The following is a 12,313-nucleotide window of genomic DNA, read 5'->3' on the forward strand; positions in this document are numbered from 1 at the left end:
GCGGGCCGGGGGGCCGGGCCGACGGGCCGGGAGGCCGGCGGGCCGTCGCGGCCGCCTCCGCCGCGGATGCTCCCGGACGCCGACGGCTCGGGCCGGCCCCCGCCCCGGTCGGACGCCGTCCCCAGCCGTCCCCAGCCGTCCTCACGGGCCCGTGCCGGGGCCGTGCCGGACCGGGGCCGTGGGGGACGGGGGGTCGGACTGGGTGGCGGCGTAGCCGGCGACGGCGAGGGCTACCGCGGTGGCGGCCGCGGCCAGGGTGAGGCGCAGACGGCGGCGTCGCTGTTCGGCGCGGTGGCGGGCGGAGCCGGGGCGCGGGGCGCCGGCCGCCCGGGGAGCGCGGGCGGTGCCGCGGGCGCCGCCGGCCAGCTCGTCGGGGGCCGGGACGCGCATGCTGGTGTGGGTGTCGCGGTTGGCGCCGTCGCGCGCCGGGGCCCCGGGGACGAGGGAGACGGCGGCGCGCCGGGGTGTGTCCCGGGCGGGGGCCGCCGGCTCCTCGGGGGCGGCGGGCGGCTCGGTCTCGTCGGAGTCGGGCTCGTCGACCTCCAGCGGCGCGATCCCCACGAGTCCCGGCAGCTGCTCCCGCAACCGGGCCGCCAGTTCGGCCGCGCGCAGCCGGGAGGCGGGGGCCTTGGCCAGGCACTGGACGAGGAGTTGCCACAGTTCCTCGGGGATGCCGGGCAGCGGCACCACGGTCTCGGTGACGTGCCGGCGCAGTACCGCCCCGGGGTGCCCGCCGCCGAACGGCGTGAACCCGGCCAGCAGCTCGTACAGCACGGTGGCGAGGGCGTAGATGTCGACGGCGGCGCGGGGCGGCAGGCCCTCGACGATCTCGGGCGCGAGGTAGTCGGGCGTGCCGATGATCTTGGTGGCGGGAGCCCGTCCCGCGGCCCGTTCCGGGGTGCGGCGCGGGGTGTCGATGAGCTTGGCGACACCGAAGTCGGTGAGGAGCGCCGGGTGGGCGCCGCCCGGGCCGATCGGCCCCTCCATGTCGAGGAGGACGTTCTCGGGCTTCACGTCGCGGTGGACGACGCCGGCGGCGTGCGCGGCGGCCAGCCCGTCGGCGATGTCGGCGGTGATGGCGACGGCGGCCTCGGGGGCGAGCCGGCGCTCGCGGTTGAGCCGGGTGCGCAGGTCGGTCCCTCGGACCAGGTCCATGACCAGGGCGAGGTCGTTGCCGTCCACGACGAGATCGCGCACGGCGACCACGTGCGGGTGGTCGAGGCCGAGCAGCGCGGTCCGCTCCTGCACGAAGCGGCCGACGAGTTCCTGGTCGGCGGCGAGGTCGTCGCGGAGGATCTTCACGGCGACGGGCCCCTCGGGTCCCTCGCCGAGCCACACCGTCCCGGCGCTGCCGCGGCCCAGGATCTGGTGGGCGGTGTACCGGCTGCCGATCTTCCGTGCCAAGTCTGCTCCGACGTGTCGGGCCCCGGGGGCGCGCCGCGGGGAATGAGGGGGTGGGGGCACCGCTGGGCGGGGGCGGCCTGCTCCGGCCCGCCCGGCGTACGTCCGCGCCGCCCGCCCGGTCAAAATACGCGCCGTCGGCGGACGGCCGTGGCCGGGTCGACGGTGCGGGCCGTCACGACGCCGGGTTTTGCCCTGTTTCCCCTGGGTTCGGGTCCGAAATCCGCCAGGTCACGTGTCGACTTGTCTGCTCACCCGGCGCTCCGGGCGGCGCCGGGGCCGGGCGCGGGCGGACGCGTCGCGGCCCGGCCGTCTGCCAGGGGGTGTGCGGACACCTCCTAGAAGCTGCCGACCCAGTCGGCGATCGACTCCACCCAGCCGGTGAGCTGCTCCCAGTACCCCTTGCCGGTGCCGACCCACTCCTGGAGCGGGGTCAGCTCCCAGATCAGCCAGCCGGCGACGAAGAGGATCACCAGTGTGAAGAGGCAGCCCTTGAGGCAGCCGAGGCCGGGGATGCGCATGGGGTTGGCGCTGCGGCGGCGCGGCTCGCGGGGCTCCCGCGGGGGCCGCTCGGCGCGCCGCGGCGGCTCCGGCTCGTACCGCTGGGGCTGCGGCGGGGGCGGCGGGGGCGGCGCGTACCGCTGCGGCTGGGGCGGGGGCGGTGCGGCGTACTGCTGCTGGTTCGGGTAGGGCTGCGGCGGCGGGGCCTGCTGGTGGCGCCGGTCGTCGTAGCCGCCCTGGCCCTGGCCGGGGGCGGGGGGTGCGGGGCGGCGCTGGGGGCGGCGGCGCAGCGGGTCCTCGCCCGGGTCGAGGTACTGGACCTGGGTCTGCTCGTTGCGGTCCCGGGCGGCCCGGAGCTGGTTCTGCCAGGGGTGCGGGTCGTCCGGGTTCTGGCCGGGCGGCACCGGCGGCATCATCGCGGTCGGGTCGGCGTCGCCGCCCGCTCCCGGGCCGGTGTTCGGCAGGACGCTGGTGGCGGCGGCCGGGTCGTGGGTGCCGGGGGCGCCGGTGGTGGGCAGGACGGTGGTGGCGGCGTTCGGGTCGCCGCCCTCCTCCTGCGGGACCGGGGCCGGGGACGGGTCGGGGGTGAGCAGCGCGCCGACGCCCTCGGCGGCGGCGATCTGCGCGCTGGAGGCGTGCACGCCGACACCCTGGCCGACGGTGCGCAGGGCGCGCGCGAGGTTCTCGGCGCTGGGCCGCTCGTCCGGGTTCTTGCGCAGGCAGCGCTCGACCACGGTCCACAGGGGCTCGGGGACGTTCGCGGGCCGGGTGGGCTCCTCCTCCAGGTGCCGGTGGAGGACTTCGAGGGCGGTGCCCCCGGCGAACGGCGGGCGGCCGGTCAGCAGCTCGTAGAGGAGGATGCCGGCGCCGTAGACGTCGACGGCGGAGGTCTGCGGGCGGCCCTCGGCCGACTCGGGCGCCACGTAGGCCGGGGTGCCGACGAACTCGTGGGTGCGGGTGAGCCCCGGCGAGTCGGCGAGGCGGGCGATGCCGAAGTCCGTGAGGAGCGGGTGGAGTTCGCCGTCGGACTCGCGGAGCAGCACGTTGGCCGGCTTGAGGTCGCGGTGCACGACGCCGTCGGCGTGGCTGGCGGCGAGCGCGTCGGCGACCTGCGCGGTGAGCAGGCTCGCGGCGACCGGGGAGAGCGGCCCGTTCTCCCGCAGGTGGCGGTGGAGGTCGGGGCCGTCCACCAGGTCCATCACGAGGGCGAGCAGGTCGCCCTCGACGACCAGGTCGCGGACCTGGACGATGTTGGGGTGGGTGAGGCGGAGCAGGACCGAGCGCTCGCGCAGGAAGCGCATCACGATGTCCGGGTCGCTCGCCAGCTCCTCCTTGAGGACCTTGATCGCGACGGTCTCCCCCGGGCTGCCGGTGACGGCCGCCTCCGCTCCGGCGGGCACGGTCTGACGGGCCCGCCAGACGGTGCCGGTGGCGCCGCGCCCGAGCGGCTCCTCCAGGAGGTACTTGCTGCCTACCGGCCGCACGTCATGCGCTCCCTGCTGATCAGGTCGGTCCGGCGCCCGCCCGGGGGCGCCGATCCTGGTCGGTGTGGTGTCTTCGGTCGGATGCTTCGGTGCCGGGTCCGGGCCCCGGTGGGGTCCGTACCCGCCCGGCGGCGTACTCAGCCCACCGGACCCCGGGTCCGGCGCGCGTACGGCGACCGGCGGCCGCGCGGACCGCCCGGGAGGCCGCCCCGCGGGGCGGCCTCCGGTCACCGGTGAGGCGAACCGCTCCCGGATGTTCCGGACCACTGTAGTGCCGACCGCCCCGCACCGGTCAGCCGTCCGGGCGTGGGACCGCACACGCGTACGAGAACGCGGACGGCGAACGTGACGTGACCCGCACCGGGGCCCGGGCGGGCCCTCGACGCTCGCACGGCACGGCCGCCCCGGACGCTCCGGGCGCCCGGAGCGGCCCGGTGGCCTGCCCGCCGCGCGGGGCGGCCCGTCCCCCCGCCTGACGCGGCCCGCCCGGCACGGGGCGGACTCCGGCACGTGAGAGGCGGCTCACCCCTGCGCGAGCACCGGCGGCCGACGGGCCCCCGGCACCGCACCGCCTCGCCTCGCCTCGCCTCGCGGCGAACGTCCGCCCCCGCGACAGACACGGCCGCGCGCGGACGGGCGGGAACGCGCCGTCCCGTGTGGGGCGAAGAGCCGACACCTGCACCCTGACGCGTCCCCGGCCACGCGCACCCTCGGTGCGCCGGCCCCCCGCGCCCCCGCTTCTGTGACCCACCCGCTGCAAAGGGCCGGCCTGTCCGATGACCGCGCGTGCGGCGGCGCCTCCCCGCGTACGCGCCGGACCGGCGCGGCGCCGCGGCCGTCCGCTGACCGGACTGCCGAGAACGCGCCGATCACCGGTCCGCCGGGCGCCCCTCCCCGCCGGAGCGGCGCCCGGGGTGCGGCGCGGTGCCGGTGGCCCGCCGCCCGTGTGCGCGGGCCCCCGCGCGTACCGGCCACATCCCCGGCGTCCCTCGCCGGTCCCGCCGGGACTTTTCCGAACAGAGATGGCCCAATCAAGATCACTTACTGTTGGCCGGGGCGCGCGTTGTCACCGGCAAGTGACAGGATGCCCCCGATGTACTGGCCGACGGGCCGGTGCGCGGCGGGTGTTCGGGCTGGTGAGCCTCCCGCCGTCCCGGCGCAGAAGGGACCGCTGACCGCGATGCAGATCCGGCTGACCGTCCTCGGACCTCCCGGCGGCCCCACCGCCCCACACGGCTGCGACCTCCTGGTCACCGCTCCCCCGGGCACCCCGCTCGCGGCCATCTCCGGCGCCCTCGCGCAAGCGGCGCAGGCCGGCGAGGGGCCCGTCGTCCTGTACGCGGGCGGGGACCGGCTCGACGTCCAGCGCTCCCTGCTCGGCGAACCGCCCCTGATCGACGGCGCCGTCCTCTCCCTGCACGGCCCGGGGCCCGCCCCGGTGCCGCCCGACGCCAGCACCCGGTTGCACGTCGTCTCCGGGCCGGACGCCGGGGGCGTCCACCTGCTGCACGGGGGCCGGGCCGGGGTCGGCAGGGCCGAGGACGCCGACATCGCCCTGGACGACCCGGACGTCTCCCGCGCCCACTGCGCCGTCACCGTCGTCCCCGACGGCCGGGTGCTGGTCGCCGACCTCGACTCGACCAACGGCACCACGGTGGACGGCGAGCCGGTCGGCCGCGAGTCCGTCCCGCTGGCCCCCGGAGCCCTGCTGCGCATCGGCGAGTCCGGGCTGCGCCTCGCCGACGAGCCGCCGCCCGCCGTGCCCGCCACCGCCGACGGCGAGGGCCGCGTGCGGGTCCCCACCCCCGACGCCGGCCCCGTCGTCCCCTTCGCCCTGGGCGAGGCGGCACCGCCCGCCGCGCCCGCCCCGTCCACCGCCGTCGAGCGGCAACCGGACGAGGCGCCGGCGGCCCCCCGCCGACGCGGCGGCCTCGGGGCCTGGGCCCGGCGCTTCTCCGCGCCCCGCCCCACCGGCCCGGCCACGCCCGAGCCGGCCGCCCCGCCCGCGCCCACCCCCCGGCTCCCGGACGCCTGGCCGGACCCGGCCGCCCTGCTGCTCACCGCCCTCGGTCCGGGCCCGCGCCTGTGGGAGCGGGCACAGGGCCACCCCGAGACGCTCACCGTCCGCCTCGGCACCGCCGACCGCTCCGCCGGTCCCGGCGCGGGCCCGCTACGGGCCGTGCCGGTCACGGTCAGCCTGCTGGAGGCCGGTTCGCTCGGCCTCGCCGGCCCCCGGCCGCGGCTGACGGGACTGGCCCGCGCCGTCCTCGCCCAGCTCACCGCCTTGCACGCGCCGGACCGGCTCGACCTGGTGCTGGTCTCCGCCGACCGCGCCCGGCCGGTGGAGACGCGGACCGCCGAGTGGTCCTGGCTGGGCTGGCTTCCGCACGTCCGCCCGGCCAGGGGCCAGGACTGCCGCCTGCTGCTGGCGCACGACCCCGAACAGGCCGCCGCCCGCACGGGCGAACTGCTGCGCCGCCTGGACGAGACCCTGCACGAGCAGGCCGCGCGCCGGGCCGCCGGAGGCTCGGTGGACGAGGCGGCCGGCGGCCCGTACACCGTGGTGGTGCTCGACGGTGATCCGGGGACTCCCGAGCTGCGGGAGGCGGCCGAGCGGCTCGCCGCCCAGGGTGCGGCGGCCGGGATCCACGTGCTGTGCCTCGCCGAGACCCCGCCCGCCTCGCCGACCTCACCGCTGACCGCCACCTTCGAGACCGCCGCCGGGCAGAACCCGGCCTTCCGCTCCTGCGGGGCCGCCGCGCTGCTCACCGGCGACGTGGCCACCTCGCTGCGGCTGCTGCGGGTCGCCGGGGGCAGCCCGGTCGGGCAGGGCGTGCCCGCCACCGTCGACGCGGTCTCGCCCGCCTGGGCCGAGCGGTTCGCCCGCGCCCTCGCCCCGCTGCGCCCCGACACCCCCTCGGCCGAGCCGCACGCCCGGGTCACCGCCCCGCTGCCCCGCACCGCCCGCCTCCTCGACGAACTGGGCCTCGCCCGCGCCACCCCGGCCTCGCTGCTGGCCCGCTGGGCGGCCGCCGCCGACCACCCCGGCCCGCCGCTGGGGCCGCCGGGGTGCGTGCAGGCGGTGCTCGGGGCCGGGCGGCACGGGCCCGTCACCGTCGACCTGGCCGCCGACCAGGGCGCCCATCTGCTGATCGAGGGCCCGCCGGGCAGCGGGCGTACGGAACTGCTGCGCGCGCTCGCCGCCTCCCTCTGCGCGGCCGAGCGGCCCGAACGGCTGGGGCTGATCCTGCTCGACGGGGGTGACACGGGCGGGCCGGGTGCCGGGGAGGGGCTGCGGTCCTGTACGGAGCTGCCGCACGTCACCGCGCGCCTCGGCGCCCACGACCCGGGCGTCATGCGGGAATTCGCACAGACCCTGGCGGCCGAGCTGAAGCGTCGCGCCGAACTCCTCGCCCCCGCCGCGGCGCCCACCCCGTCGGTGCCCGCGCCCAGGGCGGACCGGACGACGGCGATAGCCCGCGACGGTGCCGCGGCCCGCCCCGGCACCGTCTCGCACCGGGCGCTCACCGGGGAGACCCGGACCGCGCCCACGAGCATCCCCACGCAGCAGCACGCCGAGGTGGAGGCACCGCCGAGCCGCACCCTGCGGCTGCGCACCACGCCGGGGGCCGCGTCCGAACCGTCCGCCGCCGCGCCGCCGCCCCGGCTCGTCGTCCTCGTGGACGACCTCGACGCGCTCCTCGCCCCCGCGCTCGGCTCGCCGGGCAGGCCCTCGGCCGGGTCGGTGGTCCGGGCCCTGGAGGCGGTGGCCCGGGACGGCGAGCGCCTCGGCGTCCACCTGATCGCCACCACCGCCTCGATGGAGCGCGCCGCCGCCACCGAGCTGGCCCGCCGCGCCCTGCTGCGCGTCACCCTGGACACGCCCCTCGGCGGCCCGGAGGACCCGGCCCCCGGCCGCGGCACGCTGACCGCACCCGACTCCGAACTCCCCGTCCCCTTCCAGGCCGGCCGGGTCAGCGGCCGCATCCCCCGTACGGCCACCCTGAGGCCCACCGTGGTCGCCCTCGACTGGTCCCGCGCCGGCGACCCGCCCACCCGGCGCCCGGTGCGCGAACTGGGCAACGGACCGACCGACCTGGCCCTGCTGGCGAGCGCGCTGGAACGGGCGGCCTCCGGGGGCCGCTGACGGCCCTTCGCGGGTGGCCCGCCCGGGTCCGGGCGGGCCGTGCCGGGGTCTGCGCCAAAAGGCCGCGGGGCGGCCGGAATCATCCCGCGCTGTCGCGCCCCGCGTCCATGATGGCGCCCATGGCTGCCACGCTCGCGGTACTCTCCGTCCTCGCCACCGGCCTCTACGCCGGTTATCTCCTGGCCTTCCAGTCGGGCGTCATGCCCGCGCTGCGGGAGGCCGAGGACACCCAGTTCACCCAGGTCATGCGGAAGGTCAACGAGAAGGTGCCGGGGCCTGTGTTCCTGCTGCTCCTCCTCGGCTCCGTCGGTCTGCCCGCCGCCTCGCTCTGGGTGCCGCCCGCGGGGGCGACCGGCACCGACCGGGCGCTGACCGTGGCCGCGCTGGTCTGCGCCGTCCTCGGTCACGCGGTGACGGCCGTCGGCAACGTCCCGCTCAACAACGCGCTCGCCGCCGCCGCGGGCCCGGGCGGCGAACGGGCGGCCCGGACCGCCTTCGAGGGCCGGTGGAACACCCTCCACCGGGTGCGCACCCTGCTGGCCGTGGCGGCCGCGGTGCTGATGACGGTCGCGGTGGTGGGGTGACGGGGCGGCGGCGGGCGACCGCCGGGGGCGCCGGGCGGTACCCGCCGGAGAGCGGTGCCATCGCGCAGAGAACCTCCTGAAAGGGGTGTTCCGTCCAGGGCGGCCGCGTTCGGCCGAAGACGGCCCGGAGCGCGCCGCAGGCGGCTCCGCGGTCCGCCGGGAACGGGCGGCCGGAGGCCGCTCGGGCGTTCCGCCCGGCGAGGCGGGAACCGGCGTCTCCCCCTTCCGGAGCGGGCCCCCGCCCCGGCGCGTCCGCGCCTCACCGCAGCTCCCCTTCCGGCGCCCGCGCGGCACGGCTGGGGCCCGCCCTCGCCACGACGACTGACGGCACGTCACAAGCCGATCACATAAGAGTATTGGCGCGGTCCGCCTCTTGCCGACCCCCGCCCGCCCGCGTAGACCGGAACACCACAATCGGCGGGCCCCGTCCGGGTCCGCCGGACGGAGCGATCAGAACGGGGAAGCCATGAGTGGAGCTTCACGCATCCGCAGGACGGCCGTGGTGGTGGCGGCTGCCGCCCTGACTCTCAGCGCGTGCGGCGGCTCGGGCGGCGACAGCGGCAAGGACGACGCGCCGAAGGCGAAGGGCCCCGACCTGAAGGGTCAGACCGTCTCCGTGGCCGCGGTGTGGAGCGGGCCGGAGAAGGACGCCTTCCGCAAGGTCCTGGACGCTTTCGAGGAGGCCACCGGCGCGAAGGTCACTCTGGTCCCGGCGCAGGACCCGATCATCGGCTTCCTGGAGTCGAAGGTGGCGGGCGGCGGCCAGCCCGACGTGGCGATGCTGCCGCAGGTGGGCGCGATCGAGCAGGCGGTGGCCAACGGCTGGGCGAAGCCGCTCGGCAAGGACGCGCAGGCGGCGCTCAAGGAGAACTACAGCGAGGGCTGGGCCGATCTGGGCTCCGTCGACGACACTCCGTACGGCGTGTACTTCAAGGCCGCCAACAAGTCTCTGGTCTGGTACAACACCTCCGTCTTCGAGAACGCGGGCGTCGAGGAGCCGAAGACCTGGGACGACTTCCTGAAGGCGGCGCAGACCGTCTTCGACTCGGGCGTCACCCCGGTCTCGGTGGCGGGCGCGGACGGCTGGACGCTCACCGACTGGTTCGAGAACGTCTACCTCTCGCAGGCCGGCCCCGAGAAGTACGACCAGTTGGCCGAGCACGAGATCAAGTGGACCGACCCCTCGGTGAAGGAGGCGCTGGAGACCCTGGCCGGCCTCTTCGGCAACAAGGACTACCTGGCGGGCGGCCAGAGCGGCGCCCTCCAGACGGAGTTCCCCGCCTCGGTGACGCAGACCTTCACCGGCGGCGACCAGCCCAAGGCCGGCATGGTCTTCGAGGGCGACTTCGTCTCCATCAACATCGGCCAGACCGACGCGGAGATCGGCACGGACGCCAAGGTCTTCCCGTTCCCCGCGGTCGGCGAGAACTCCCCCGCCGTGGTGGGCGGTGACGCGGCGGTGGCGCTGAAGGACAGCAAGGGCGCGCAGGCGCTGCTGACCTTCCTCGCCGGTCCCGAGAGCGCGGAGATCTGGGCGAAGGAGGGCGGGTTCATCTCGCCCAACAAGGCGGTGGACACCGCCGCGTACCCCAACGACGTGCAGCGGGACATCGCCGAGGCGCTGATCGCGGCCGGGGACGACATCCGCTTCGACATGTCGGACCAGGCACCGCAGGCGTTCGGCGGGACGCCCGGCAAGGGTGAGTGGAAGGCGCTCCAGGACTTCCTGAAGGACCCGGAGGACGTCGCGGGCACCCAGAAGGCCCTGGAGCGGGCCGCCGCCGCTGCCTACAAGGAGTGAGGATGGCGGACGGGACGAAGCCCGGGGCGGCGGTGACCCCGCCGCCCCCGGCCCGCAAGCGGCGCCGCTGGACACCCGCGCTGTTCCTGCTCCCGGCGCTGGTGCTGCTGGGGGCGCTGGTGGTGTACCCGATCGGGTACTCGATGGTGCGCAGCCTGCTGGACAAGGCCGGTGAGTCGTTCGTCGGCGTGGACAACTACGCCACCCTGTTCACCGACGACTCCATCCGCACCGCGCTGGCCAACAACCTGATCTGGGTGGTGCTGGCGCCGACCGTCGCCACGGCGCTCGGCCTGGTCTTCGCGGTGCTGACCGAGCGGGTCCGCTGGGGCACGGCGTTCAAGCTGGTCGTCTTCATGCCGATGGCCATCTCCATGCTGGCCTCCGGCATCATCTTCCGGCTGGTCTACGAGCAGGACCCGGACCGCGGCGTCGCCAACGCGGCGTGGGTCGCGGTCCACGACACCTTCAACGAGTCCTCCGCCTTCCCGAAGGCGCACCCGGGCCCGGAGTCACCGCTGGAGAAGAGCGAGGGCGGCTCCTTCACCACCCGGGAGCCGGTCCGCGCCGGTGAACCGGTGCTGCTGCCGCTGGTCGGCGTGGCCCCCGACAAGATGCCCGAGGACGCGGCCCCGGCCGCCGAGGCGAAGGCCGACCCGGGGCAGGTGACGGGCACCGCCTGGCAGGACTTCACCCGGGGCGGCGGCGGCACCCCGTCGGTGGTCGACCCGAAGGAGCTGGGCTATCCGGGCATCCGGGTGGAGGCGGTCAAGGACGGCCGGGTGGTCGCCGAGACCCGGGCGGGGCCCGACGGCACGTTCGCCCTGCCCGCCGAGGCCGACGGGGCGCAGTTGCGCTTCCCGGCGGACAACTTCCGGGAGCCGTACAACGGCGTGGACTGGCTCGGCCCGACGCTGGTGACCCTGTCGGTGATCAGCGCGTACGTGTGGATGTGGGCCGGGTTCGCCATGGTGCTGATCGCGGCCGGCCTCGCGGGCGTGCCGCGGGAGCTGCTGGAGGCGGCGCGGATCGACGGGGCCAACGAGTGGCAGGTCTTCCGGCGGATCACGGTGCCGATGCTGGCACCGGTGCTGGGGGTGGTGCTGGTGACGTTGATGATCAACGTGCTGAAGATCTTCGACCTCATCGTGGTGATCGCCCCGGGCTCCTCCCGGGACGACGCCAACGTGCTGGCGGTCCAGCTCTACGACTCGGCCTTCGGCGACCGGGACCTGGGAGTGGCGAGCGCCATCGCGGTGCTGCTCTTCCTGCTGGTGGTGCCGATGATGGTGACCAATGTGCGGCGGCTGCGGAAGGAGGCACGGCGATGAGCGCGTCGACGACGGCGGCCCGGCCGGAGCCGGACGAGGCGGCGCCGAGCCGGCCGACGGGCCCCCGGCGGCCTTCGCCCGGGTCGCGGCTCGCGGCCCGGCTGAGCGGCGGCCTGGTGCAGTTCGCCCTGGTGGTGGTCGGCCTGTTCTGGCTGATGCCGACGGTCGGCCTGCTGCTCTCCTCGCTCCGGGCCCCCGGAGACATCGCGGAGAGCGGCTGGTGGACGGTGTTCACCGCCCCGGCGCAGCTGACCCTGGAGAACTACCGGGGCGTGCTGGAGGACGGGGCGATCACCGGTTCGCTGCTCTCCACGGTGGCGATCACCGTCCCGGCGACGGTGCTGGTCATCGTGATCGGCTCACTCGCCGGGTACGCCTTCGCGTGGCTGGAGTTCCCGGGCCGCGACTGGTGGTTCGTCCTGGTGGTGGCACTGCTGGCGGTACCGGTGCAGGTGGCGCTGGTGCCGGTGTCGGAGCTGTTCGGCTGGGTCGGCCTCTTCGAGACGACGGCCGGGGTGGTCCTCTTCCACGTGGCGTTCGGCCTGCCGTTCGCGGTCTTCCTGATGCGGAACTTCTTCGCCCAGATCCCGAAGGAACTGATGGAGGCGGCCCGGCTGGACGGCGCGGGCGAGGTGCGGCTCTTCACCCGGGTGGTGCTGCCGCTGGGCGGCCCTGCCATCGCCTCGCTCGGCATCTTCCAGTTCCTGTGGGTGTGGAACGACATGCTGGTGGCGCTGGTCTTCGCCGACTCGGACAGCCCGCCGGTGACGGTCGCGCTCCAGCAGCAGGTACGCCAGTTCGGCAACAACATCGACATCCTCGCCCCCGGGGCGTTCCTGTCGATGATCATCCCGCTGGCGGTCTTCTTCGCCTTCCAGCGGCAGTTCGTCTCCGGCCTGATGTCGGGGGCGGTCAAGTAGGCCCGTCACGGGTGGCGTTGGCGGGGTCGTCCGGTGGCAGCACCGGGCGGCCCCGCCGTCCTTCGCGCACCTGTCCGTCACCCCGGCGTGTCCCCCGGATGCCGCATTCCGCGTAACCGTCACACCGGCGCGCGCGTTCTGGGG

General features: G+C 76.5%; 7 protein-coding genes. 5 read left to right on the top strand and 2 right to left on the bottom strand.

What is annotated here, in order from left to right:
* Nucleotides 1–141: 141 nt before the first annotated feature.
* Complete coding sequence (locus Sdia_RS27730) at nucleotides 142–1,404, bottom strand: serine/threonine-protein kinase (protein ID WP_189499823.1); 1,263 nt, start codon at nucleotides 1,402–1,404, stop codon at nucleotides 142–144.
* Between the two features lie 335 nt (nucleotides 1,405–1,739).
* Complete coding sequence (locus tag Sdia_RS27735; RefSeq protein ID WP_185393364.1) at nucleotides 1,740–3,386, bottom strand: serine/threonine-protein kinase; 1,647 nt, start codon at nucleotides 3,384–3,386, stop codon at nucleotides 1,740–1,742.
* Between the two features lie 1,180 nt (nucleotides 3,387–4,566).
* Here Sdia_RS27735 and Sdia_RS27740 point away from each other — a divergent pair.
* The 5 genes from Sdia_RS27740 (at nucleotide 4,567) to Sdia_RS27760 (ending at nucleotide 12,169) form a co-directional block, all read left to right on the top strand.
* Nucleotides 4,567–7,533 (top strand): FHA domain-containing protein, encoded by a 2,967-nt coding sequence (locus tag Sdia_RS27740; RefSeq protein ID WP_189499839.1) that lies wholly within the window; start codon nucleotides 4,567–4,569, stop codon nucleotides 7,531–7,533.
* 119 nt (nucleotides 7,534–7,652) lie between these two features.
* On the top strand, nucleotides 7,653–8,117 hold the full coding sequence (locus Sdia_RS27745; protein WP_229830196.1) for an anthrone oxygenase family protein: 465 nt from the start codon (nucleotides 7,653–7,655) through the stop codon (nucleotides 8,115–8,117).
* Nucleotides 8,118–8,583: 466 nt separating this feature from the next.
* On the top strand, nucleotides 8,584–9,918 hold the full coding sequence (locus Sdia_RS27750; RefSeq protein ID WP_181843946.1) for an ABC transporter substrate-binding protein: 1,335 nt from the start codon (nucleotides 8,584–8,586) through the stop codon (nucleotides 9,916–9,918).
* Between the two features lie 2 nt (nucleotides 9,919–9,920).
* Nucleotides 9,921–11,249: a carbohydrate ABC transporter permease gene (locus tag Sdia_RS27755; RefSeq protein WP_100457799.1), complete on the top strand. Its 1,329-nt coding sequence runs from the start codon at nucleotides 9,921–9,923 to the stop codon at nucleotides 11,247–11,249.
* Nucleotides 11,246–12,169: a carbohydrate ABC transporter permease gene (locus Sdia_RS27760; RefSeq protein ID WP_229830201.1), complete on the top strand. Its 924-nt coding sequence runs from the start codon at nucleotides 11,246–11,248 to the stop codon at nucleotides 12,167–12,169. The genes Sdia_RS27755 and Sdia_RS27760 overlap by 4 nt, the downstream gene beginning before the upstream one ends.
* Nucleotides 12,170–12,313: the final 144 nt, after the last annotated feature.

The organism is Streptomyces diastaticus subsp. diastaticus (assembly GCF_011170125.1).
GTDB classification, from domain to species: Bacteria; Actinomycetota; Actinomycetes; order Streptomycetales; family Streptomycetaceae; genus Streptomyces; species Streptomyces diastaticus.

Excerpts from the sequence above, each read along its gene's own strand:
- Sdia_RS27745 (WP_229830196.1), top strand. The coding sequence starts at position 7,653 with ATGGCTGCCACGCTCGCGGTACTCTCCGTCCTCGCCACCGGCCTCTAC.
- Sdia_RS27755 (WP_100457799.1), top strand. The coding sequence starts at position 9,921 with ATGGCGGACGGGACGAAGCCCGGGGCGGCGGTGACCCCGCCGCCCCCG.
- Sdia_RS27740 (WP_189499839.1), top strand. The coding sequence starts at position 4,567 with ATGCAGATCCGGCTGACCGTCCTCGGACCTCCCGGCGGCCCCACCGCC.
- Sdia_RS27750 (WP_181843946.1), top strand. The coding sequence starts at position 8,584 with ATGAGTGGAGCTTCACGCATCCGCAGGACGGCCGTGGTGGTGGCGGCT.
- Sdia_RS27760 (WP_229830201.1), top strand. The coding sequence starts at position 11,246 with ATGAGCGCGTCGACGACGGCGGCCCGGCCGGAGCCGGACGAGGCGGCG.